Genomic DNA, 23,792 nt, shown 5'->3' with positions numbered 1-23,792 from the left:
ACATGCCACACGATACAGAATTTGAACTATTTCGAGACAGCTACCGCAGGTTCTTAAAAGAACAGGTTGCTCCTTACTACGAACAATGGGAACACGATGGCCTCATCCCGCGTGATCTGTGGCTTCGTCTTGGGGAAAATGGCTTTTTGTGCGTCGATGTACCCGAAGAATATGGTGGCTACGGTGCTCCTATTCATTACTCGCTCATGCTGGTTCAAGAAACTGCTCAAGCTGGTTTTGCATCTTTAGCTGTTGCCATTGGTGGGCAAAATGAGTTGGTCTCACCTTATCTGCAAAATATTGGAACTGAAGAGCAAAAACGTTATTGGTTACCAAAAATGGTGACAGGTGAAGTCGTCACTGCAATTGCCATGACCGAAGCGAATGCTGGTTCAGACTTACAGGCCATACGCACTCAAGCCATTTTAAAAAATGACCACTATCGTGTGAATGGTTCAAAAACGTTTATTTCAAATGGTTTGCATGCCGACCTGATCGTTCTGGTGGCGAAAACCGATCCGCAAGCCAAAGCAAAAGGCATTTCCATTTTTTTAGTCGACGCTGCGTTAGACGGCGTTAAAAAAGGTCGTTCATTACAAAAAATCGGGCTACATGCTCAAGATACAGCCGAACTATTTTTTGATGATGTTTATGTGCCTACAACTCAGCGTTTGGGTGAAGAGGGACAAGGTTTTGCTTATTTAATGCAAGAGTTACCGCGTGAACGTTTGAGTATTTCTATGATGGCGTTGGGGTCAATTTTAGGCGCCATTGAAATTACTAAAGACTATGTTTTGGAACGTAAAGCTTTCGGACAACCTTTAAGTCAAATGCAAAACACGCGCTTTGTGCTGGCAAACGCACAAATCAAAGCAAAAGCCGCACAAGCCTTTGTAGACCAATGTGCAGCGCTGTATCAACAACACCAGTTAAGCGTCACTCAAGTTGCCGCACTGAAATGCTTTATTACCGATGCTCAATGTGAAGTGATTGATCAATTACTTCAGCTTTTTGGCGGCTACGGTTACATGCAGGAATACCCGATTTCACGCTTTTTTGTTGATGCACGCGTACAAAAAATTTATGGGGGAACCAATGAAATTATGAAAGAAATCGTGGCCCGAGAACTGCTCGGAAAATAATTCGATTTAAAACCAAACAAGGCAGACACAACAACTATGCCTTGTTTAAAACAAAAAAATGTTATTTCAGGAAGAAATGCTATGTCGAAATTATGGATGTACTCTACCCTTATGCTCTCTGGTTCAGTGTGGGCTGGCAATTTTATTGACAACAGCTCAGTAGAACTCACCACACGAAATTTCTATTTTGATCGCGATTACCAAGAGCAATCTGCTTACCCTGCTGCCAAGGACTGGACGCAAGGGTTTATTCTTAAAGCCAATTCAGGTTATACCGAAGGGACTGTCGGTTTTGGGCTGGATGTGCTTGCAACGGCGGGTTTTAAACTCGATGCCGATGCAGAGCATGGCGGTACAGGAAACTTACCTAGAGACACGCGCACCAATGAACCTGCTGACTCTTACGGAGAAATTGGGGTCACAGCAAAAGCTAAAATGAGCCAGACTGAGCTACGCATTGGTACACTCATGCCAATGAACCCTGTTTTAGTAGCTTCACCCGCGCGTCTACTTCCTCAAACTTATCGAGGAATTTCACTGACCAGTAAAGATATTAAAGATTTCGACTTACAAGCGGCCTACCTCGATAAAGTGAATCATCGTGATTCGACCAACTATGAAAAAATTAAAATTTCTGGGGTGAATGGACGCTTTAAAAGTGCTGAAACGGATGGACTCTATTATTTAGGTGGAAACTATCAGTTTAATCCCGCACTAAAACTCACTGCTTTTTACATGGATGTTGATGATCTTTATAACCAAACCATGGTCGGTGCCTTACATCAACACAAAATTAATGACACCACTAATTTTAGTTCACAATTACGTTACTACCGCAGCCGAGATGACGGACAAGCAAAAGCAGGTTTAGTCGATAATGATCTTTATCATGCGCATTTCGAACTAAAACATCAAAACCATAAATTTATTTTTGGAACCTTCCAACATCATGGCGACACCGCCTTTCCATATTTGACTGGTGGTGAAACTGGACTTCTTATTGATACATGGCCGGGCGAGTTTTTAAACCCAAAAGAAAAAGCCTATAGCTTCCGTTATGAATATGACTTTAAAGATTATGTGCCGGGTTTACGTTTTATGACCCGTTACACCACAGGTCACAATATTTATGCACCCAACTTAGGCGGAACCAATTTAAAAGAACGCGAAACAGACTTTGATTTAGGCTACACCGTTCAAAGTGGCTGGTTAAAAAATTTAGGGTTACGCGCACGCTATGCCATTTATGACAACAACATGCTCTCTACAGCCAATATCAAACCTGTAAATGAAACCCGTCTCAACATCGACTACACATGGAAATTTAAATAATTCAAAACGAGAGGTTCTGTCACACATAGAACCTCTTTTTATTTCGGGAAATTCATCATGAAAAAAGTTGTAACGCTACTCTGCGGAATTTGTTTCATTGGCCTGACTCATGGCGAAACGCAATATAGCCCACCACCCATTCAGCTTGAGCCTTTAGCAAAATTTAGTGTTGATCTAAATGCGCCTGTTTGGGAATTAGGCACGACCAGTGATGCAGGTAAACGCCGAATAATTCCTATTACAGGTGGGACATTTGAAGGGAAATCACTTAAAGGCCATATTTTAAATAATGGCGCAGATTGGCAAATTGTCGACAGTAAAGGGCTAGCCATTATTGATACGCGATATTTATTAGAAACCGATGATGGTGCGCTTATTTACCTTCAAACCAAAGGTTACCGCCATGGCTCGGCAGAAACGCTAAAACAGCTTGCCCAAGGCAAAGATGTCGATCCGAAAAATTACTATTTCAAAATTACCATGCAGTTTGAAACCAGCTCACCTAAATACTCATGGCTTAACCAGACCGTTGCGGTAGGTAGTGCAATGCGCTTGGGCAAAGCGGTTATTTATGATGCCTATACCCTGAAATAATAATTTTTATAACACTTACAAAAAGGATGGAGCCTTCATTATGGATCAAAAAACTTTAAAACACTTACCGCCCATCCATCACCATTTGGGTGGACATAATATCCATTGGAATGACAAAAACACTGAACTCACCATCCACTACACGGCGCTAGAAAGCTTTACCAATCCACGCGGCACCGTTGAAGGCGGCATGATCTGCGCCATGCTTGACGATGTGATGGGGCTTTTTGCATTTCTTGCAAATGACAGTAAACCCGCCACCACCATCAACTTAACAATGGATTTTTTAAGGCCCTGTGTTGTGGGAGAAGTCATTACGAAATGCCGATTCATTAAACAAGGCAAAACTGTACTGAATCTCGAAAGTGAAGCTTGGCAAAACAACAAAATGATTGCACGAAGCACTGCTAATTTTCTGGTTTTAGATTAATTACAACCATTCATTCAATAAGGATATGAATAAATGAATTACACCAACAATAAACGAATTTTGACCCACTCCGCTTTAGTGCTTGCCATGCTTGGCGCTTTGACAGGCTGTGGAAGTGATAATGATGACACAACGGTTCCCTCAACAACAAAACCACCTCAGTTGTCTCCGGCTGTGGGCGTAAAAATGACAGGAAGCTGTTCAGACTTACTCGGATTTCAGTACAACAATACGGTGATTAGCTCTGCCACCCTTCAAGAAGCAGGCACATTGACTGTCGCCAACAAACCGATTGGCGCACATTGTTTGGTCAAAGGTTATATGGATCAACGGGTAAGCCCTGTCGATGGACAAACTTATCAAATTGGTTTTGAAATGCGCTTACCAATAGACTGGAACGGCCGTTTTCTCTATCAAGGCAATGGCGGAACCGATGGTAATTTAGTACCTGCAACGGGTCAGGTCGGCAGCGGCGGTCCACTCACCAATGCCCTGCATGATGGTTTTGCGGTCATTTCTTCCGATGCTGGACATAGTGCCTCACAAAATCCAATGTTTGGTTTAGACCCTCAAGCCAGAATCAACTATGGCTATGGTGCAATTACCAAACTCACGCCTATGGCAAAAAACCTAATTAAAGCCGCCTATGGTAAATTGCCAGATCGCTCCTATGCAGGCGGCACATCTAACGGTGGGCGTCATGCCATGATTGCCGCAACCCGTTTAGGCGACCAATATGATGGCATTTTAGCAAGTACACCGGGCTTTCATTTACCTCGTGCGGCCGCAGCTCAACTCTACACAGCACAGCAGCTTCGTCGTGTCGCAACAGATGAAAATGACCTAAGTACGGCTCTTACCCTTTCAGAGCGCAAAGTTTTAGCAAAAGCGATTTTAGATCGATGCGATGCTCTAGACGGTGTTGCAGATGGCTTGGTTCAAGATGTCGAAGCTTGCCGTACAGCTTTTGATATTCACAAAGATGTACCTGTTTGCTCAAGCACAAGAGATGGTACCTGCCTAAGCACCGAACAAATTGATGTATTAGCCAACATTTATCGCGGTCCTATAAATTCGGCTGGACAAGCGCTCTATGCAACCCAGCCTTTCGACCCCGGTTTAGTAGGAAGCAACTGGGCAAGCTGGAAATTCGAATCTTCGGTGGGAATAGCGCGTGACCCGGTTGCAGTCGGCATTCTTTTTCAGGTTCCGCCAGACCCAACTGTGACTCAAAATTCTAGACAATTTGCCTTTAATTTTAACTTCGATACCGACTATCCAAAACTATCGGCAACCAATAATGTTTATACTGAAAGTTCGATGTCTTTCATGATGCCACCAGATGAACTTAATCTAGATAAACTCCGTAATCACGGTGGAAAAATGATTGTGGTACAAGGCACAGCAGACGGCGTTTTCTCTGTAGATGACACCCAAAATTGGTACGATCAACTGCTACAACACTATAAAAATGATGCAAAAGGTACAGCACCTGAATTCGCACGTTTCTTTAGAGTTCCGGGCATGAACCATACCCGTGATGGCATTGCGACCGACCAATTTGATGCATTGACTGCTTTAGTTAACTGGGTGGAATATGGACAAGCACCTGACAAAATCATTGCGACCGCACGCGGCGGAGGTAACCCAAGTGGTCAAGTGAATACTGAACTTCCACAAGACTGGGCACCAGACCGTACCCGTCCACTTTGCCCTTACCCACTGATTGCTCGTTACAATGGTCAAGGCAATAGCGAAAAAGCTGAAAACTTTAGCTGTAAATAACACCCTATAAAATTAAAAGAGAGCTTAAATAAGCTCTCTTTTTTATCTTAATATTAGCTCAAGTTTTACTGCTTAAACTTTTTAATACTTTTAGACAGATGAGCTCGCATCATTTGTCGAGCCAACAAACCATCCTGATCGACAATTGCGTTATAAATATTGACATGATCATGATGAACCGCTTTTAAATATTCTTCGCGGTTTTCAGGACTTTGCTCAATAGATTTTAAGCGTGCACGCGGTATAATTTTTTCACCCAGATACTTTAGAAAATCAACGAAATATTGGTTTTCAGAAGCTTCAGCAATGGCAATATGGAAATCATAATCAGCTTTTACTGTGCCATCATTTGCATCTGATGAAATATGACGTTCAAAGTCTTCAAGCGCAGCTTTCATTTTATCGATATGGATTTGCTTACGGCGCTCTGAGGCTAAAAAAACTGCTTCCGACTCAAGGCTAATTCGAAGCTCAAGTAAAGAAACAATATCGTTAATGGTTTCTAAACTGGCATTAGACAGCAAAAAATTCTGTTCAACCGTCTGTTCTTTTACAAAAGTACCAATCCCGTGACGAGTCTCGACAAACCCTAAAGAACGCAACTCAGTGATGGCTTCACGAATAACAGAACGGCTTACTTCAAAAGTTTCAATTAATTCAAGTTCGGTCGGAATTTTCTCTCCGACTTGGAAGTCTCCAGACTGAATTTTTTCGATCAGTTGTTCTACAATAATCTGGCTTAGTTTTTTTGTTGATCTAGGTTTAATTGCACTAGACATAATCTGAAGAACTCATGAAATGTTGAAAAAATTAGAAAATTCATTTTACTATAAACTTAGACGATAGTCATATTCGGTTTTTATACCTCTAAGTTATTAAAATCAAAATATTTTATCTCCCTTATCTAGCTCTCACATATATTTAAAAAGTAAGCAACTTATGCTTCTGTTGATATTTAATAATGCGTTGAATAAGTTAAAAAATATGCAGCTCAATACCATTGATTGAGCTGCACAACTTTTAAATTTGAGCCTGAGTTAATTGCCCATTGACCAGACGAGTAATCTGTAGTGGATTACTATCTTTTAATGCATCGGGTAATAAAACTTGTGGTGTATTTTGGAAACATACCGGACGCAAGAAACGCTCAATCGCTCCCGTACCCACCGAAGTTCCGCGTGCATCACTGGTTGCAGGGAAAGGACCACCATGTACCATGGCATCAGACACTTCAACTCCTGTCGGGAAACCGTTAAACAATACACGGCCAGCTTTACCGGTTAGCAAATGAAGAAGCTCGCCTGCTTCAGACAACTCATTTTCATCACCAATAATGGTTGCCGTGAGCTGTCCACCTAAAGACTCGATCCCTTTTAACAAAGTCGCTTTATCTTCTACGCCAATCACAATCGACATTGGCCCGAAAACTTCATGTTGTAGTTTTGGGTTGCCTGACAATAAAACAGATTGATCCGCTTTAAATAGATGTGCTTTTGCTTGAGAAACTAGCTCGGCCTCTTGTCCTGTCGCAATAACTTCAAAACCAGCTTCACTGTTTAGAGCATCAATACCTTGACGGTAACTTTTTAAAGTTCCTTCATTCAGCATGACCTGAGGCACAGCTTTTTGCGTGCTTTCAGCTAAAGCTGCTACGAAACTGTCAAATTCAGGTCCTTCTACACCTAAAATTAACCCCGGTTTTGTACAGAACTGGCCACATCCCATATTAAATGAGGCAACCGTATCCTGAGCAATTTGTTCACCACGAGAACTCAGCGCTTGAGATAAAACCACTACAGGGTTCACACTCGACATTTCAGCAAAGAATGGAATTGGCTGAGGACGGCTCTGCGCAAGGTTATAAAGTGCCATTCCGCCTTCAAGAGAACCCGTAAAACCGGCTGCCTGAATCAGTGGATGTTCTACCAAGTTTGCGCCAATACGGCCGCCAAAAATCATATTGAATGTGCCGTTAGGCATATCGCAAACTTCGATTGCTTTTTCAATGGCTTCTGCAACAAGCTCAGCAGTTGCCATATGACCAGAGTGTGCTTTAAAGACAACCGGACACCCTGCTGCTAAAGCAGCTACGGTATCACCGCCTGCTGTTGAAAATGCAAGTGGGAAATTACTCGCGCCAAACACAGCAACCGGTCCTACTCCAACTTTATATTGACGCAAATCGACACGCGGCAAAGGCTTACGCTCTGGTAATGCCACATCAATACGAGCACCATAAAAATCGCCACGGCGTAAAAGTTCAGCAAACAGTCGAAGCTGACCAGTAACACGGCCTGTCTCTCCTTGAAGACGAGCAAGTGGTAAGCCTGTTTCAAGTGAAGCGACTTCTTGCAAGTTCGCACCTAATGCTTCAATTTGGCGAGCAATCTCTTCTAGAAAAGAGGCACGTTGCTCTTGAGAAGTTTGGCTATAAACTAAAAAAGCGTTATGTGCAGCTTGAGCAGCCTGATCTACTTCTTCAAGGGTCGCCTGACTAAATACATAACCTATTGGCTGATAATCTTTTGCAGCTATACTTTCTAGGGCTGGCGCATTTGCAGCAACACGTTGACCATTAATAAACTGCCGACCGTTATTTTTACTCATTTTAAAGCTCCAATACCTAAACAGTTAAAATTATTGCGGACCGAGTGTCGCAATGAGGGCAGCCAAATCTTCATAGTCTGCTTGAGTTAAATCACTTAATGGTGGACGCACAGGACCTGCATCATGCCCAACAATTTTGGCACCAGCTTTAATCATGCTTACCGCATAACCTGATTTACGGTCGCGAATTTTAATCAATGGCAAGAAGAAATCTTTAATCAAACGATTCGTTGTTTCAAAGTCATCACTGCGAAGCGCGTTATAAAACTCCATTGCAGTCTTTGGAATAAAGTTAAATACAGCTGATGAATAAACTGGGCAACCTAAGGCTTTATATGGCGCTGCAAAAACTTCTGCTGTTGGTAAACCACCTAAATACGACAAACGATCACCCATAGTCTGAGTCACTGCTGTCATCATATCGATTTGACCAGAGCTGTCTTTAAAACCGATTAAGTTCGGGCACATCTCAGCTAACTTTTGGATTGAATCGAGATTTAATCTTGAAACGCTACGGTTATAAAAAATTACGCCAAAGTCTACTGAGTTACATACTTGCTTAACGTGTTCGATCAAACCTTCTTGGCTTGCTTCAGTTAGGTAATGCGGCATTAACAAAATACCGTGTGCACCTAAGCGCTCTGCTTCTTTTGCCTGTTCAATCGCCTGACGTGTCGGACCACCTGCCCCAGCAATAATCGGTACACTACCTTTACAAGTATCGACAGCAGTTTTAATCACGTCAGAGTATTCACTTCCAGTTAACGAGAAAAACTCACCTGTACCACCCGCAGCAAATAATGCGCTTGCACCATAAGGCGCTAACCATTCAAGACGTTTTGCATAAGAAGATTTATTAAAGTCCCCATTTTGGTCAAAGTCAGTAACCGGAAAAGAAAGAAGGCCATCAGAAACAATGTTTTTTAACTCAAGAGCATCCATTAGAAAATATCCATACATGTTTATGTTGTCAGACATCTTACATCATAAATTTTATTTTAATCAATATATTTTTCCTCTGAAAAATTAAATTTTTTAAAAAGATCAAAGTTCATTATCTAAAATAATTTAACCTATTGTTTTATAAAACATCTTTAAAAACTCTCAATATTAGGACTAATCGTTAGACATAAAAAAAGCTGCCCATATGGACAGCAAAGCATTAAGAAAACTCAAAAAGCGAATTTTTCAAAGATATCGGTAAAACATTAACGAACCAAACAAGGCTTTTTATTATTAAATGACCAGTTTGGTATTAAAAATTGCATCGCATCGGCATCATTACGAGCTCCTAAACCTTTTAATTTATAGAGCTCATGGGCTTGGTTAATTCGGTCCCAGTCCAACTCGACACCAAGTCCCGGTGCGGTTGGCACCTGAATTTTACCGTCTTTAATTTCAAGCGGTGCTTTAGTGAGCTGATCTGTACCTTCTTGCCAAATCCAGTGCGTATCAATTGCCGTTACCTTACCTACCGCAGCGGCAGCAACATGTGTAAACATGGCAAGTGAAATATCAAAGTGATTATTAGAATGCGAACCCCACGTTAAATTGTACATATTGCAGAGTTGTGAAACTCGAACCGAGCCTTCCAATGTCCAAAAATGTGGATCAGCCAAAGGAATATCAACAGCTTGCAATTGAATACTATGCGACATTTCTCGCCAGTCCGTAGCAATCATATTGGTCGCAGTGGGTAAGCCTGTTGCACGTTTAAACTCGGCCATAATTTCACGGCTTGAATAACCTTGTTCTGCACCACACGGGTCTTCTGCGTAGGCCAACACTCCTTTAAGATGTTTGCCTAAAGCAATTGCTTCGTCTAAAAACCATGCTCCGTTTGGATCAAGCGTCACACGCGCTTCTGGAAAATGGCGCGCGATAGCTGTAACAGCTTCGGCTTCTTGTTCGCTCTGTAATACGCCACCTTTTAACTTAAAGTCTTTAAACCCATAACGGTCATAAGATGCTTCTGCTAAACGCTGCACAGCCTCAGGTGTTAACGCTTTTTCATGACGGACTTTATACCAGTCATGGTTATGCTGAGGTGTAGTCGCATAGTCTAATGAAGTCTGTTTTCGGTCGCCGATAAAGAATAAATATCCTAATACTTCAACTTCACTACGTTGCTGACCTTCACCTAGTAAGCTTGCGACATTCACATTTAAATGCTTGCCAAGCAAATCAAGTAATGCTGACTCATAAGCCGTTACAACATGAATTGTGGTACGTAAATCAAAGGTTTGATTGCCTCGACCACCACTGTCACGATCAGCAAAAGTTTGCTGAATTTTTTTAAGTAGATTTTTATATTCGCCAATCGGCTGCCCTTCTACCAAGGCTTTAGCATCATTTAATGTCGCTAAAATTTTTTCTCCACCCGGAATTTCACCTACACCAATATTTCCAGAGTTATCTTCGATAATAAGTATGTTACGAGTGAAATAAGGTCCATGAGCACCACTCAAATTGAGCAGCATGCTGTCATGTCCAGCAACAGGAATTGCTCGAATTGATTTAACGATAGGTGTAGAGGTCGCCATTAAAATACTCCTTGGCATTCTGATACTATTTTTTCATTACCAAAACTTATAAGACATCAGACAACTTGTCAATATAAAGCCATATAAAAATTATTTTTCGACCCTACTTGCCAAAATAATATTTTTAATCATATGATGTCATACATCTAAAGACGCGGTTTTAGAACTAGGACTATAGAGTAGATACAAAATTCCGTTTTCTCATCTATTCTATCGATGAATTTGACATGACGTCACCTATTTCACGGATATGCAAATAGGTCGATTATTAAAAAGAGTTTGTATATGGATAATCTGCAAACAAATATTGCTGTAGTGACTCAGCAAAGAGCCAAACATACAAAAACTCGCTACTACATTCTTGCGATGATTTTTTTGGTCACGGCTTTTAATTACGGTGATCGTGCAACCCTTTCAATGGCTGCAACGCCAATGTCTCATGAGCTGGGAATCGACTCAGTTACCATGGGTTATATTTTCTCAGCCTTTGCATGGGCCTATGTAATTGGTCAAATTCCAGGTGGTTGGCTACTCGATAAGTTTGGTGCTCGTCGTGTATATTTCTGGAGTCTGTTTTTATGGTCTTTATTCACTGTTTTAATCGGTTTTACCGACATTTTAGGTGATACTGCGACCATCATTACTTCACTCTTTGTACTCAGATTTTTAGTTGGTTTGTCTGAATCACCTGCTTTTCCGGGTAACAGTAAAATTGCTGCCGCGTGGTTTCCAACCAAAGAACGTGGAACTGCCGCTGCCATTTTTAACTCATCCTCTTATTTCTCAACCGTACTTTTTGCTCCCCTAATGGGTTGGCTTGTTGCAACCGTCCACTGGCAGTCTATTTTCTGGGTCATGGGTGGCCTTGGAATCATTCTTTCCTTTATATGGCTTAAGGTTATTTATAGCCCGACCAATCATCCGACAGTAAATCCTGAAGAAGTAAAATATATTGCTTCAGAAGGTGCTTTACTCGACATGGGTGAAAATAGCCAAAATAGTAAAAAAGAGAAAATTACTTGGAGTAAAGTTAAACAATTGCTTGCTTCACGTATGATGCTCGGTATCTTTATTGGACAATATTGTGTAAATACACTGACCTATTTTTTCTTGACTTGGTTCCCTGTTTACCTTGTCAAAGAAAGACATCTCAGCATTTTAGAAGCCGGTTTTGCAGCAGTTGCACCTGCACTCTGCGGCTTTGTAGGAGGAATTTTAGGTGGCTTGATTTCAGATAAGTTAATTCGAATGAATTACAGCTTAAGCTTTTCAAGAAAGCTACCTATCGTAGTCGGATTCTTGGTTTCAACCTCAATCATTATGTGTAATTACGTCGACTCTCAAGCAGCAATCGTATTCTTTATGTCTTTATCTTTCTTTGGCAAAGGAATCGGCTCTTTAGGTTGGGCAGTCATGTCTGATGTTGCACCAAAAGAAATGGTGGGCTTATCAGGCGGAATGATGAATGCGTTTGGTAATACGGCAGGAATCGTGACCCCAATTGTGATCGGCTATATCTTAGCAAGTACTGGTTCTTTCAACCTTGCATTGACTTATGTCGGTGTGCATGCGATTGCAGCAGTAATTTGCTATACCGCTATTGTGGGCAAAATCCAGCGCTTCGAGTTAAAACCTACCTCTTAAAACTTTAAGTCATAACGCTTAACTAACTTAAGCGTTATGACCTCTCTTCAAATGTATACAAGGAATGATCATGCTGAAGCCTCTCCTCATAAAAATTAGTCCTCTTGATAATGTAGCCATTGTAGTGAATGACGGCGGTTTACCACCTTCTACACATATTGAAGAATACCAACTCATCTTGGTTGATCATGTGCCACAGGGACATAAAGTTTTATTAAAGTCATTAAAGCAAGGTGAAGCAATTGTTCGTTATGGGGAAATTATTGGTTATGCAAATAAAGATTTATCCGCAGGTTCATGGGTAAATGAAGCCGTTACCCAAATGCCAGAGGCACCTGAGCTAGATGATCTTGAATTAGCAACTCGCCCCGATCCTAAGCTTCCTCCACTGACCGGATATACATTTAAAGGTTATAAAAATAAGGATGGCAGTGTCGGTACAAAAAATATTTTAGGTATTACGACCAGTGTTAACTGTGTAGAGGGTATTGTTGATTATGTCGTTAAAATTATTGAACGTGATTTACTTCCTAAATATTCAAATGTAGATGGTGTAGTCGGATTAAACCATTTATACGGTTGTGGCGTGGCAATCGATGCACCCGCTGCAATTGTTCCTATTCGTACAATTCATAATCTTGCACTCAACCCTAATTTTGGTGGAGAAATTATGGTTGTGAGTCTGGGCTGCGAAAAAATGCAACCCGAACGTCTTCTAAACATTCCTAAAGAAAACAAATATATTCCTCTAGCAAATGAGGACATTATTCAGTTACAAGATGAACGCCATAACGGTTTTGAAAGTATGGTCAACCATATTTTAACCGTGGCAGAACAACACCTTAAAAAGCTTAATCAACGTACTCGAGAAGAAGTTCCAGTTTCTAATTTAGTTGTAGGCATGCAATGTGGTGGGAGTGATGCATTTTCCGGAGTTACATCTAACCCTGCCGTTGGTTTCGCAGCTGACTTGATTGTGCAATGTGGCGGCACCGTCATGTTTTCGGAAGTTACAGAAGTCCGCGATGGCATTCACCTACTTACTCCACGCGCAGTAAATGAACAAGTTGCCAAAGATCTAATTCGGGAAATGAAATGGTATGACGATTACTTAGCAGCAGGCCAAGTAGACCGAAGTGCCAATACCACACCGGGCAATAAAAAAGGTGGACTGAATAACATTGTAGAAAAAGCGATGGGATCAATTGCAAAATCGGGCCGCTCACCGATTGTAGAAGTTCTCGCACCGGGCCAAAGACCGACAAAAAAGGGGTTAATTTTTGCGGCCACCCCTTCGAGTGACTTTATCTGTGGTACGCAGCAAATGGCATCTGGTATTACTGTTCAAGTCTTTACCACAGGTCGTGGTACACCCTACGGGCTGGCAGCCGTACCTGTCATTAAAATGGCAAGCCGAAACAATATTGCAAACCGTTGGTATGACCTGATTGATATCAGTGCTGGCGATATTGCGATTGGAAAGAAAACTATTGAAGAAGTGGGCTGGGAACTTTTTGAACTGATTTTACAAGTGGCTAGTGGCGAAAAACAAACGTGGTCGGACCGTTGGGGTATTCATAACTCACTCGCTGTATTTAACCCTGCACCCGTGACCTAATAAGGTTTAAAAGATGAGGCATATCACCTCATCTTTTCACATTTCCCATCTTAATTACGACACATTTCACTAAAACTTAACATCGCTGCTAAAATAACATCGAAAATTAAGAACTCTATTTCTCTATGCAAAATCAGACTGCTTCAAACCTCCCCTCAACTCAACTTGGAAAAGCACTGCTTTGTCTTATGACATCGGCATTATTATTTTCCATTATGGGAGTGTGCATTCGTTTTGCTTCAGAAACGGTAGACAATGCGACCGTCGTGTTTTTTAGAAATGCAGTAGGTTTATTTATTTTTATTCCGATGCTCTTTAAACAGGGGCTAGATTTTATTAAAACCGATAAACTCTGGATGCATACTTGGCGAAGTATTGTCGGGCTAGCCGCAATGTATGGTTTTTTCTATGCCATTGCGAACTTAAAACTATCGAACGCCATGGTTTTTAGTTATTCATCTCCTATCTTTATTCCACTGATTGCATGGCTTTTCTTAAAAGAAAAAATTACCAAATCGATGATTTTTGCCGCTGTGATTGGACTCATTGGGGTTTTATTTGTCGCTAAACCCGACCAGGGTCTATTTAACGCACTATCTTTTATTGGCTTGGGCGCATGCTTTTTATCAGCAATGGCTTTTGTGACTGTAAGAGCTTTAACCAGTACAGAGCCGCCTGAACGTATTGTTTTTTACTTTTGTGTTTTTGGTAGTTTAATTTCCTCTATTCCAATGTTTTGGCATTGGCGTATTTTCACTTGGCATGAACTAGCATTACTCATTGCCGCAGGACTTTTAGCAAATATAAGCCAACTGTTTATGTCTTATGCCTATAGCCTAGCCCCAGCAGGACAAATTGGCCCAATGAATTACATTGCCATTATTTTTGCAGGGATATGGGGATTTGTTTTTTGGCATGAATTACCTGATCTGTTTAGCATTATCGGTATATTTATTATTTTATTTGCGATTTTGCTCTGTAATCCATTTTTGCAGAAAAAGTTACTCTCTCGATTTAAATAACAAACAAACCTTAATCTAATTTAGGTACTGTATTCGATACTCATTTGGTGAAATGCCTGTCCAATGGCGATAGGCTTTTCTAAAATTAGAGGTATCTGAAAAGCCAATTCTCTCCGCAATTTCGTCTATAGTTAAAGTTGTCTCTCGCAAATATTCATCGGCAAGACGGCGCCGAGTTTCATCTAACAGTTCCTGATAGGTTAAATCAAAACCTGCCAAGCGCCGATGTAAGGTCCGCTTTGATATATGTAAGCGTTCAGCCATTTCTTGAGCCGATGGAAAAAGCCCTGTTCCATCCAATAATATTAAACGAATCGTTTTCACCAACTCAGGCTCTTCAAGTTCAGCAGCGCCTAGCATCCGCTCACAAAACGACTTACACATGTCCGCAGTAATCGGGTTGGCATTTGGGCAAGGTACATCGAGCCACTTTAAATCAAAGTGCCATTGCATTACCCCCGCATTAAACTGAACGGGACAATGAAAAACTTTTTCATATTCTTCTGCATAGTCAGGCGCTGGATAGGGCAACAAAAGCTTCTTCGCTTGAAATGGTCCTTCAAGTACCCGTTCAATTAAAGTTTGCATTGAGCTAAACCAAAACTCGCACACTAAAGGCAAAAGCTTACCAAGTGCAATAATGTCCTGCCCTTCAAAAACGGCAACGTCATCCCGTATATAAAAAGACTTCTTTAAAATAGGCCCTGCAAGCTTAATGTGTCGAATGCCAAGCTCTACCGCTTGTCTAAAATTACGTGAGGAATATAACGCATAACCATACACTCCAAAATCTGACAATCGCTGCTTTTGTCCTGCTCGCAGACCAATGAGTGGATCATTTGATAGCTTTTGAATATTTTGAAATAACTGAATTTTTTGAACTTGAGAAATATAGAAAGAGGATTGATTCATCGCATCTGGCGAAATATTTGTGTCAGATAGAACATCTGATATTGAATGGCCTTGCGTACCCATTTCATCAAATAAACTGGTCAAACCCAGCAAATATGTATTAGCACCTAAGGATGTATTATCATAATTTCCTTCGATAACCGCATTTGTATTTTTATAAACATTATTAGGCATTTAATTCACACCATCCCTAGAGTGACATGCATAATGGCACTAAACTACCTCTTGTTGTCTCAATTTAACATCGACCATACAACGCTTCAAGCATAAAGTATGATAAGCAAAAGTATGGAAGGAATAATAATGGAACAGTCCACCTTAAAAGAATATAGCGGCTCTGCCACTGAACATATGGAACTTATTTTTTCCAAACAACGTGCCAATTTTGAGGCAGATCCTTACCCAAGTCTTGAGTCACGCCGCACAAAACTGCATCAACTCAAAAAACAAATTATTCGTTATCAAGATGCTTTAGCTGCTGCGATTAATTCCGATTTTAGTTCAAGATCACTTGATGAATCCAAATTACTCGATTTGCTTGGCTCTGTGTTGGAAGCCGATCATGCGATTCATCATTTACGACGCTGGATGCGCCCAAGCAAACGCCGTACCGAGCTTTTATTTTTATCAAACCGTTTAAGTGTGCAATACCAACCTAAAGGCGTGGTTGGTGTGATTGTGCCTTGGAACTTCCCCGTTTATTTAGCACTTGGCCCACTCATTGCCGCATTAGCTGCGGGCAATCGAGTCATGATTAAACTCCCTGAAATTACCCCGAATACTAATGCCATGCTAAAACGCATGCTTGCCGAAGTCTTTAATGAAGATGAAGTGGCCGTATTTGGTGAAGAAATTACAGACCCAGCAAGATTTACCTCGTTGCCATTTAACCATATTGTCTTTACTGGCTCTCCTGCCATTGGCAAAGTCGTCATGCGAGCTGCTGCTGAAAATCTAACACCTGTTACACTCGAATTAGGTGGTAAATCACCAGCCATTGTAAGCCGTAATTACCCGCTTGCCGATGCAGCAAAACGTATTACCCATGGTAAAGCAACCAATAGTGGTCAAATCTGTGTAGCACCTGACTATGCATTGGTTCCTAAAGAAAGTATTAATGAGTTTGTAGATGCTGCAAAATCAAGCTTTATAAAAATGTTTGGTCAAAACATCACAAACAATGAAAATTACACATCGATTGTAAATGACCGCCATTTAAAACGTATTCAAGATATCTTGACCGATGCACAAGAAAAAGGTGCCCGTATTATTCCTTGCGATACTTACAGCTTTGACCAACAAGGCCGTAGAATGCCTGTACAGATTGTGCTGAATTGCACACCAGATATGCGCATTATGAAAGAAGAACTCTTTGGCCCTATTTTACCTGTGGTTGCATATGATTCTTTAGATGATGCGATTACCTATGTGAAATCGGACGAACGACCTTTAGCGCTTTATTGCTTTACACATAGCTCGGTAGAACGTGATCGTATTTTACGTGAAACTCATTCAGGTGGTGTAACCATCAATGACTGGGGCTGGCATGTAGTTAACCACGATGCTCCTTTCGGTGGTATCGGTAACTCAGGTATGGGGTCATATCATGGTGAAGAAGGTTTCCGTGAACTTTCTCATGCCAGAACTGTATTTATTCGCCATCGGTTTTTCCCGACTCAGCTTTTCCACCCTCCTTATGGAACATTCCTACAAAAACTAGCGATTCGCTTTTTCTTGAAAAAAGGCGATCCCAATATTAAATAAAGAGTATAGAAAAGCCTCGTTATGAGGCTTTTTTATCGGCTTTTAATTAATCAATCAGACGTAATAGAAAAATTATGGAATTTACAGATCTTTAAATAAGTATCTTCAAATAATTTTTCCATTTTAGGGTTTCCATCATGATAGTCATCCCAAAATGCTCCACTAAATTCTTTAGGTTCAATAGTAGTAGTTATAGTATCTTCCTGTTTATAAAATGAAATTTCCCAACCTTCAGATATACTAGGATTAATTATTTCAAATTTAGAAATTTCTACAATAACAGGAGTACCATCTGAATCGCGGCGAACAGATACTTTTGTTTCATTTCGATATTCATTAAATTGCACCCCAAAACAGATGTATCTTTTCCCAATAGTAAAATCGTACAAATCACTATCATTACACTTAAGTATCATGGGTTTACTATTCCTTTTACCTTGTAATCTTTAGTTTTAAAATCAATTTAATTCATTTTAATATTTATGACTATATTTAAAATCCTGAAAAACATTTCAGACATTACAAAAATTTTCTGAGTAAGTTTTATACTAAATATTGTAACCATAAACAAATTATCTTAATCATAAATTATTATTTTAAAAATAAAAAAAGCTAGGCACTCACCTAGCTTTAATATAAAAACAACTATACTCGACTTAAATATAATCAACCTTTTGAGCTTTTAAGATATCAAGCTGCAACATCTTTTTCTTTTTATATTTATAGGCAATAAATAAACCAATAAACCAGATTGGTGAACACTCAAGTGCAATTAAAGTATCATGGTCTAAAGCCAAAATTACGATAGTAAACACTAAAAATAACATGGTCATCCATGCCATAAATAAACCACCCGGCATTTTATATTTTGACTGGGTATGTAATTCAGGGCTTTTCTTACGATAATAAATATATGAAAGCACAATCAACATAAACGTAAAAATACATAAAATTGAAGTCAGCGCTGAGATAATCGTAAATGCAGTCATAACATTAGGCACAATAAATAAAATAGATGTTCCAACCGTTACGCATGCCATTGAAAATACGAGTCCTCTAATTGGAACTTTTCTTTTTGACAGTTTACTAAAGCTTTTAGGCGCATCATTATCTAACGCTAGACCGTATAACATTCGGCTAGTTGCAAAGATTCCACTATTTGCAGAAGATAAAGCTGAAGTCGCAACAACAAAGTTGATTAAACCTGCCGCAATTGGTAACCCGACCAAAGTAAACATTTCCACAAATGGGCTCTTTTCTGGTGAAACTTTTGCCCAAGATGTGACTGCAATAATACAAACCAATGCACCCACATAGAACAATAAAATGCGTAAAGGGATAGAGTTAATGGCTTTTGGAAGTGAAGTATGCGGGTCTTTAGTTTCAGCAGCAGTCGTACCAACCAGCTCAATACCCACAAATGCAAAGATGGCAATTTGGAAGCCAGCCAAGAAACCAGTTACACCATAAGGAAACATCGATTCTGTTTCAAACAAATGGCTCATTGAAGCCTTAACACCATTTGGTGAAGTAAACCCAGTACCAATTAAATAAATACCAGCCAGAATAAATAGAATAATTGCAGTAATTTTGATGAGTGAGAACCAAAACTCAAGTTCACCGAACAATCGAACGGCCACAAAGTTAAGTATGGTTAAGATGGCCAATGATGTAAATGCTGGAATCCAGACGGGTAAATCGGGATACCAAAACTGCATGTACCCTCCGATTACAATTACATCGGCAATCGCAGTAATAATCCAGTTACACCAATAGGACCAACCAAGGAAAAACCCCGCCCATGGACCGAGATAAGCTGTTGCAAAATCGGCGAAGGTTTTAAAATTCGTGTTGGCAAGCAACAATTCACCCATTGCCCGCATCACGAAGAAAAAGAAGAAACCAATAATTAAATAGGTTAAAACAATTGAAGTACCCGAAACACTTAATGTTTTCCCGGAACCCATAAATAATCCAGTACCAATTGCACCACCGATTGCGATCATTTGAATATGACGATTTGTCAATGAGCGCTGCAATTTCTCTTCTTCTTGATCAGTCATATGTTGACTACCAAGAAGATCTCCTTCCAGGAACTGCTTTCCGTTATTCTTACTCATGTAATATTTACTCCAATTTATAGCAACCGTCGTAAATGCTTTAATAATAAACAAATTATATGATTATTAATTTAGTCCATTAAACCATTCTAAAAATATTATTAAATCACTTAAGACCTTATAAATTCCTTTTTAAAAGCCATCACCTATAACAATAAAAATTATTCATCAATCCTTTCCTTCATTATTATATTAGCCTGATTTCCAAAATATAATTTCGATAAACATCTAAAATATATAAACTAATTAAATATTTTATTGATTTAAATTTTATAAAGAAAAACAGACTAATTAATCTCAGCTCAGCGAGCAAGATTGTATTTATCCATATACCCATCTTGCGCTAGCGATAATATAGTATTCCTTCTTAAATTTGGTGAAATGTATAGTAATCTCCGCTTAATTAACAGCCATTCGCAAATGTTTAACCTCTTTGAGTTTATTGACCACTTCTGGACTCGAAACCTGTTTAACATGGACACTTAGCACACGAACTAAAGAGCCATTTTCGACATTCAATTGTTTTGCCTGTTCTTTTGTTAACTGCAATATGTTCTGATGAGGTTTGCTATACACAAGAATGGCGCGATAATTTTCATAATCATCATTAGCCACAATGTAAGATTCATCCCCTACAGCGATATTTTCAGGTTGTTCAATTTTTACCGCTACAGACTGACTTTCTTTAATTGCCCGTAAATTTTCGATATCTGCTTGCAGGGTCGCACCACCATCAAAAATATCGACATAGCCTTTGTAGCGTAGTCCCTCTTCAAGCAAGAGATTGTAGGCTGGCCGAGTATTCGGGTGCACAATGCCAATTGCAGCTTTCGCATCGTCAGGTAACATATCGACATAGAGTGGATGTCTTGGCATTAGCTCAGCAATAAAAGCCTTTTGCCCGACTCCACTCAAATAATCAGCTTTGGTAAATTCAATATTAAAAAACTTATGCCCTACCGCATTCCAAAATGGTGATTGCCCATTTGCATCAGAGTATCCACGCATTTCAGCAACAATGGTTTCTTCAAAATATTGGCGAAATGCTGACAGAAACAAGAAGCGAACTTTAGATAAAAATTTGCCATTTTTATTTAAGCGATAGTCAGGGTCTAAAAATAAAGTGCAAAGCTCACTACAGTTAGTATGGTCATTACTCAAATACAAAGTAGGTAAAGCGTTATAAACACTTAAAGGTTCTGAAGCATGAACTTGAGTTCCTACATGAAAGTTGTACCAAGGCTCTTTTAAACCAAGTGCGACTTCAATACCGCAAACACCGACGACTTTGTTGAGTTCAGTATCTTCTAAAACAAATAAATAAACCTGATCTGCCTTTGGGAGTTCACCTGCGACCGTTTTACACGCCCGCTCAATACGAGCAGCAAGTTTTTCCATATTTGGCTGCAAAGATGTCAAACCAAAACCCGCTTTTTGCGCCAACAGGTAAAGATCGTTAACATCTTTAGGTTCGATGTAGCGAATAATCATCATGCTGCTTGTTCATCCTTTTGAATTTCAACAAAGCGAGCAAGTGCACGTTCAAAGCGTTGCAAACCTTCATCAATGTCAGCAAATGGAATAATTAAAGACGGCGTAAAACGTACAACGTTTGGACCAGCAATCAGACTCAGTAAACCTTCTTCACCCGCAAGGTTATTAATATCTTTTGCTTTACCTGCAAATTTGTCTTTTAAGGCACAACCAATCAGTAAACCTTCACCACGAATCGTTTTAAAGACTTCATATTTTTCATTTAATTGATTTAAAGCTTTTTTATAGTAGTCATGACGTTCTTTGACACCATTAAGCACTTCAGGCGTATTAATAAACTCAAATACTGCACCAGCAACTGCACTTGCTAACGGGTTACCACCGTAAGTTGTACCATGTGTACCCACTGAAAAATGCGGAGCAAACTTATCTGTTGTTAACATTGCACCCACCGGGAAACCACCGCCTAGTGCTTTTGCAGTCGTTAACACATCTGGAATAACACCAGAGTTCATGTAGGCATAAAGTGCGCCTGTACGGCCTACGCCAGTTTGCACTTCATCAAAAATAAGTAACGCACCAAATTCATCACACAGTGCACGTAAACCTTTTAAAAATTCGATGTCGGCAGGAATAACGCCGCCTTCACCTTGGATTGGCTCAACAATCACGGCACATGTTTGCTCATTAATCACCGCTTTTGCAGCTTCTAAATCATTAAAGGCAACATGGTTGATACCATTTGGAAGAGGTGCAAAGTCTTGTGAATATTTAGGTTGACCACCCGCCGAAACGGTAAATAAGGTACGGCCGTGGAACGCATTGTTAAATGCCACAATGCCGCTTTTGCCAGCAACACCACTGTCGAGTCCAACTTTACGAGCCAGTTTTAAAGCAGCTTCGTTTGCTTCTGCACCTGAGTTACAGAAGAAAACCTTATCTGCAAATGTATTTTCGGTGAGTTGTTTTGCAAGACGTAGAACGGGTTCATTTGTATAACCGTTACCTACATGCCAAAGTTTTGTTGCTTGTTCTGTTAAAGCATTTACTGTCACTGGATGCGCATGACCTAATGCGTTTACTGCAATCCCGCCTGCAAAATCAATATATTCTTTATTTTCTTGATCCCAAATACGTGAACCTTCGCCACGTACCGGAATGAAATTTGCCGGTGCAAAAACTGGAACCATCCACTCGTTAAAGTCATTACGAGAAACTGCAAAATTATTCATCTTATCTAGTCCATTAAATTGAATTATTAGGCTTAACCGATGCCCCTATTATTCAAAATCAAATTGATTCACAAAATTTGTAATTCAGTCAAAAATGAATTAATTTTTACCAATCTGATAATTGACAATTACAATATGGATAACATTGATCAAATTATTTTAGGTTTGCTTAAAGATAACGCACGGATGTCTGTTACAGAGTTAGCCGAAAAAGTTCACGTTTCACGGGCAACTATTAAAAAGAGAATGGAGTATTTGGAGTCTTCGGGCATCATTACTGGATATACGGTACGGTTTAAACCCAATGCGGAACGGAACGTCATCCGTGCATGGATGAGCATTATGGTTGAAGGGACCAAAGCGCAGTCTGTAATTAAAGAACTACGCCTAGAAAGTGCCGTGGAATGTCTACATAAAACGAATGGCAAATGGGACATTTTGGTCGAGCTACGCTCTGATACTTTAGAAAACTTCGACAAAGTTTTAGAGAGAATCAGGAACATTTCAGGTATTTATAACAGTGAAACCAGCATTCTGCTTGCGAGTCATAAGACCTGAGATGAAAGGTTTTCTTATTTTTGCAAGCTAATAACCTACAAACATATTCAATATATTATTCTACAGAACAGGATATCTCTTTCTGTAGAATATATTGAAAGACTATCTATGATCAGTTTGAAATTTTCATTTCAAGAACAAACTTATGCTTTACATTTTTACCAGTTGCATGATCAATTGCTTTCATATCCTCTATATAATAGATAATCTCTATCCTCTTCCCTGCCATAAAGAGATTTATATCAGATTCATTATTTAAAAAAATACCTTGCTTCACAATTTTACCAATATCTTTCAATTCGATATCCATAGTGTCTGGTATGTTGCCATTATCCATATCAGTTGTATAAATACGCCGAATTGTTCCTGATATTTCTTGACGTGGAATTGTCCCCGACTCTAAATTATTTAACCACTCAAGCGAACCATATAGCCCATATGTGCCTTTCAATCCATGCATTGGTCTTAATTCATTTAAAGTTAAAGCCTGAACTTTTTTTATATAATTAGGATCTTTTCTTATTTTATCTCTAACATGATATACCAAATACATAGTTTCCATATATTATTCTCATTTAAAATGATATTTTTTCTTTCAATAAATTATTAATAAGAAAGAAATCTTTACTAAACTTATTTTATCATATGAATTTAAATGAATTTCTAACTCATTATCCTCATTAAAATATAAAATATCTTTGAATAAAACTACAAAGTTAAAATATAAAGCTGAAGTAATTCACTTAACTTTTTGAAAATGATGTTACCTTTCCAAAAACTTCCATCCTCCCCTCTCTAAAAAGGTTCAGAACTATCTTGTAGTAGTGAATCAATAGAGAACAATTAAAAATCTTCACAAATTTTTAATATTTTTTAAATAATCAAATCAAAAACTTAAAATCCAATTTGATTTAAATTCCAACTTTTTTCACTCAATCCCCTCATCAAAGCATTTGACAGAAAATTTAAAACATAATACATATAGTATTATATGT

20 protein-coding genes are annotated in these 23,792 nt (G+C 39.4%); 10 read left to right on the top strand and 10 right to left on the bottom strand.

The genetic code is table 11. The features are described 5' to 3' along the window. Positions 1-2: 2 nt before the first annotated feature. The 5 genes from RMA94_RS09870 (at position 3) to RMA94_RS09850 (ending at position 5,283) form a co-directional block, all read left to right on the top strand. Complete coding sequence (locus tag RMA94_RS09870) at positions 3-1,142, top strand: acyl-CoA dehydrogenase family protein (RefSeq protein ID WP_068611519.1); 1,140 nt, start codon at positions 3-5, stop codon at positions 1,140-1,142. Between the two features lie 81 nt (positions 1,143-1,223). Beyond that, positions 1,224-2,474: an OprD family porin gene (locus RMA94_RS09865; protein WP_017400398.1), complete on the top strand. Its 1,251-nt coding sequence runs from the start codon at positions 1,224-1,226 to the stop codon at positions 2,472-2,474. Between the two features lie 57 nt (positions 2,475-2,531). Next, on the top strand, positions 2,532-3,068 hold the full coding sequence (locus RMA94_RS09860; RefSeq protein ID WP_311082728.1) for a DUF3237 domain-containing protein: 537 nt from the start codon (positions 2,532-2,534) through the stop codon (positions 3,066-3,068). Between the two features lie 40 nt (positions 3,069-3,108). Then, positions 3,109-3,498 carry a PaaI family thioesterase gene (locus RMA94_RS09855; protein ID WP_068563212.1) on the top strand — a complete coding sequence of 130 codons (390 nt, stop codon included), beginning with the start codon at positions 3,109-3,111 and terminating at the stop codon, positions 3,496-3,498. 33 nt (positions 3,499-3,531) lie between these two features. Beyond that, positions 3,532-5,283, top strand: coding sequence for a tannase/feruloyl esterase family alpha/beta hydrolase (locus RMA94_RS09850; protein WP_311082725.1), 1,752 nt, complete (start codon positions 3,532-3,534; stop codon positions 5,281-5,283). A 65-nt stretch (positions 5,284-5,348) separates the two neighbouring features. Here the strand turns inward: RMA94_RS09850 and RMA94_RS09845 are convergent, their stop codons facing one another. The 4 genes from RMA94_RS09845 to gudD form a co-directional block, all read right to left on the bottom strand. Beyond that, on the bottom strand, positions 5,349-6,062 hold the full coding sequence (locus RMA94_RS09845; RefSeq protein WP_005042034.1) for a FadR/GntR family transcriptional regulator: 714 nt from the start codon (positions 6,060-6,062) through the stop codon (positions 5,349-5,351). A 241-nt stretch (positions 6,063-6,303) separates the two neighbouring features. Further along, positions 6,304-7,890 (bottom strand): aldehyde dehydrogenase (NADP(+)), encoded by a 1,587-nt coding sequence (locus RMA94_RS09840; RefSeq protein ID WP_202732792.1) that lies wholly within the window; start codon positions 7,888-7,890, stop codon positions 6,304-6,306. 30 nt (positions 7,891-7,920) lie between these two features. Beyond that, complete coding sequence (gene kdgD, locus RMA94_RS09835) at positions 7,921-8,832, bottom strand: 5-dehydro-4-deoxyglucarate dehydratase (RefSeq protein WP_009387806.1); 912 nt, start codon at positions 8,830-8,832, stop codon at positions 7,921-7,923. A gap of 266 nt (positions 8,833-9,098) precedes the next feature. Then, complete coding sequence (gene gudD / locus RMA94_RS09830) at positions 9,099-10,433, bottom strand: glucarate dehydratase (protein WP_130173956.1); 1,335 nt, start codon at positions 10,431-10,433, stop codon at positions 9,099-9,101. A 285-nt stretch (positions 10,434-10,718) separates the two neighbouring features. Between gudD and RMA94_RS09825 the strand changes: the two genes are divergently transcribed. The 3 genes from RMA94_RS09825 to RMA94_RS09815 all read left to right on the top strand — a co-directional run bounded on the left by RMA94_RS09825 (position 10,719) and on the right by RMA94_RS09815 (position 14,717). Beyond that, on the top strand, positions 10,719-12,077 hold the full coding sequence (locus RMA94_RS09825) for an MFS transporter (protein WP_002120540.1): 1,359 nt from the start codon (positions 10,719-10,721) through the stop codon (positions 12,075-12,077). Between the two features lie 70 nt (positions 12,078-12,147). Then, a complete protein-coding gene (gene garD / locus RMA94_RS09820) occupies positions 12,148-13,695 on the top strand; it encodes a galactarate dehydratase (protein WP_130173955.1) in 1,548 nt (515 codons plus the stop codon). Between the two features lie 125 nt (positions 13,696-13,820). Next, complete coding sequence (locus tag RMA94_RS09815) at positions 13,821-14,717, top strand: DMT family transporter (protein ID WP_001181009.1); 897 nt, start codon at positions 13,821-13,823, stop codon at positions 14,715-14,717. A 15-nt stretch (positions 14,718-14,732) separates the two neighbouring features. Here RMA94_RS09815 and RMA94_RS09810 read toward each other — a convergent pair whose 3' ends face one another. Beyond that, the gene (locus RMA94_RS09810; protein WP_311082721.1) at positions 14,733-15,803 is read right to left on the bottom strand and encodes an AraC family transcriptional regulator; all 1,071 of its coding nucleotides are present in this window, start codon (positions 15,801-15,803) and stop codon (positions 14,733-14,735) included. Between the two features lie 129 nt (positions 15,804-15,932). Here RMA94_RS09810 and RMA94_RS09805 point away from each other — a divergent pair, with 129 nt between their 5' ends. Further along, positions 15,933-17,393, top strand: coding sequence for a coniferyl aldehyde dehydrogenase (locus RMA94_RS09805; RefSeq protein WP_311082720.1), 1,461 nt, complete (start codon positions 15,933-15,935; stop codon positions 17,391-17,393). A 50-nt stretch (positions 17,394-17,443) separates the two neighbouring features. On the opposite strand, the gene RMA94_RS09800 is transcribed toward RMA94_RS09805, so the two are convergent. The 4 genes from RMA94_RS09800 to RMA94_RS09785 all read right to left on the bottom strand — a co-directional run bounded on the left by RMA94_RS09800 (position 17,444) and on the right by RMA94_RS09785 (position 22,239). After that, positions 17,444-17,809 (bottom strand): hypothetical protein, encoded by a 366-nt coding sequence (locus RMA94_RS09800; protein ID WP_311082719.1) that lies wholly within the window; start codon positions 17,807-17,809, stop codon positions 17,444-17,446. A gap of 240 nt (positions 17,810-18,049) precedes the next feature. Continuing rightward, positions 18,050-19,513, bottom strand: coding sequence for an amino acid permease (locus RMA94_RS09795; protein ID WP_311082718.1), 1,464 nt, complete (start codon positions 19,511-19,513; stop codon positions 18,050-18,052). 399 nt (positions 19,514-19,912) lie between these two features. Next, positions 19,913-21,007, bottom strand: coding sequence for an arginine N-succinyltransferase (astA, locus tag RMA94_RS09790; RefSeq protein WP_311082716.1), 1,095 nt, complete (start codon positions 21,005-21,007; stop codon positions 19,913-19,915). Then, positions 21,004-22,239, bottom strand: coding sequence for an aspartate aminotransferase family protein (locus RMA94_RS09785; protein ID WP_311082714.1), 1,236 nt, complete (start codon positions 22,237-22,239; stop codon positions 21,004-21,006). Before RMA94_RS09785 ends, astA begins: the two co-directional genes overlap by 4 nt. Before the next feature lie 135 nt (positions 22,240-22,374). Between RMA94_RS09785 and RMA94_RS09780 the strand changes: the two genes are divergently transcribed. Next, positions 22,375-22,797, top strand: coding sequence for an Lrp/AsnC family transcriptional regulator (locus tag RMA94_RS09780; RefSeq protein WP_002001056.1), 423 nt, complete (start codon positions 22,375-22,377; stop codon positions 22,795-22,797). A 112-nt stretch (positions 22,798-22,909) separates the two neighbouring features. Here RMA94_RS09780 and RMA94_RS09775 read toward each other — a convergent pair whose 3' ends face one another. Further along, positions 22,910-23,359 carry a hypothetical protein gene (locus RMA94_RS09775; protein WP_311082712.1) on the bottom strand — a complete coding sequence of 150 codons (450 nt, stop codon included), beginning with the start codon at positions 23,357-23,359 and terminating at the stop codon, positions 22,910-22,912. Between the last annotated feature and the right edge of the window lie 433 nt (positions 23,360-23,792).

Source organism: Acinetobacter sp. V115_6, assembly GCF_031799025.1.
In the GTDB taxonomy this organism is placed as follows: Bacteria; Pseudomonadota; Gammaproteobacteria; order Pseudomonadales; family Moraxellaceae; genus Acinetobacter; species Acinetobacter pittii.
The sequence above is the reverse complement of the archived record's forward strand: the minus strand, read 5'-3'. Positions and strand labels throughout refer to the sequence as shown.

What these genes read in the sequence shown, in the direction of transcription:
- RMA94_RS09855 (WP_068563212.1), top strand. Translation starts at nt 3,109, where the DNA reads ATGGATCAAAAAACTTTAAAACACTTACCGCCCATCCATCACCATTTG.
- RMA94_RS09815 (WP_001181009.1), top strand. Translation starts at nt 13,821, where the DNA reads ATGCAAAATCAGACTGCTTCAAACCTCCCCTCAACTCAACTTGGAAAA.
- RMA94_RS09810 (WP_311082721.1), bottom strand. Translation starts at nt 15,803, where the DNA reads ATGCCTAATAATGTTTATAAAAATACAAATGCGGTTATCGAAGGAAAT.
- gudD (WP_130173956.1), bottom strand. Translation starts at nt 10,433, where the DNA reads ATGGCGACCTCTACACCTATCGTTAAATCAATTCGAGCAATTCCTGTT.
- RMA94_RS09850 (WP_311082725.1), top strand. Translation starts at nt 3,532, where the DNA reads ATGAATTACACCAACAATAAACGAATTTTGACCCACTCCGCTTTAGTG.
- RMA94_RS09780 (WP_002001056.1), top strand. Translation starts at nt 22,375, where the DNA reads ATGGATAACATTGATCAAATTATTTTAGGTTTGCTTAAAGATAACGCA.
- RMA94_RS09775 (WP_311082712.1), bottom strand. Translation starts at nt 23,359, where the DNA reads ATGGAAACTATGTATTTGGTATATCATGTTAGAGATAAAATAAGAAAA.
- astA (WP_311082716.1), bottom strand. Translation starts at nt 21,007, where the DNA reads ATGATGATTATTCGCTACATCGAACCTAAAGATGTTAACGATCTTTAC.
- kdgD (WP_009387806.1), bottom strand. Translation starts at nt 8,832, where the DNA reads ATGGATGCTCTTGAGTTAAAAAACATTGTTTCTGATGGCCTTCTTTCT.
- RMA94_RS09825 (WP_002120540.1), top strand. Translation starts at nt 10,719, where the DNA reads ATGGATAATCTGCAAACAAATATTGCTGTAGTGACTCAGCAAAGAGCC.
- RMA94_RS09865 (WP_017400398.1), top strand. Translation starts at nt 1,224, where the DNA reads ATGTCGAAATTATGGATGTACTCTACCCTTATGCTCTCTGGTTCAGTG.
- RMA94_RS09840 (WP_202732792.1), bottom strand. Translation starts at nt 7,890, where the DNA reads ATGAGTAAAAATAACGGTCGGCAGTTTATTAATGGTCAACGTGTTGCT.
- RMA94_RS09785 (WP_311082714.1), bottom strand. Translation starts at nt 22,239, where the DNA reads ATGAATAATTTTGCAGTTTCTCGTAATGACTTTAACGAGTGGATGGTT.
- RMA94_RS09805 (WP_311082720.1), top strand. Translation starts at nt 15,933, where the DNA reads ATGGAACAGTCCACCTTAAAAGAATATAGCGGCTCTGCCACTGAACAT.
- garD (WP_130173955.1), top strand. Translation starts at nt 12,148, where the DNA reads ATGCTGAAGCCTCTCCTCATAAAAATTAGTCCTCTTGATAATGTAGCC.
- RMA94_RS09845 (WP_005042034.1), bottom strand. Translation starts at nt 6,062, where the DNA reads ATGTCTAGTGCAATTAAACCTAGATCAACAAAAAAACTAAGCCAGATT.
- RMA94_RS09800 (WP_311082719.1), bottom strand. Translation starts at nt 17,809, where the DNA reads ATGATACTTAAGTGTAATGATAGTGATTTGTACGATTTTACTATTGGG.
- RMA94_RS09795 (WP_311082718.1), bottom strand. Translation starts at nt 19,513, where the DNA reads ATGAGTAAGAATAACGGAAAGCAGTTCCTGGAAGGAGATCTTCTTGGT.
- RMA94_RS09870 (WP_068611519.1), top strand. Translation starts at nt 3, where the DNA reads ATGCCACACGATACAGAATTTGAACTATTTCGAGACAGCTACCGCAGG.
- RMA94_RS09860 (WP_311082728.1), top strand. Translation starts at nt 2,532, where the DNA reads ATGAAAAAAGTTGTAACGCTACTCTGCGGAATTTGTTTCATTGGCCTG.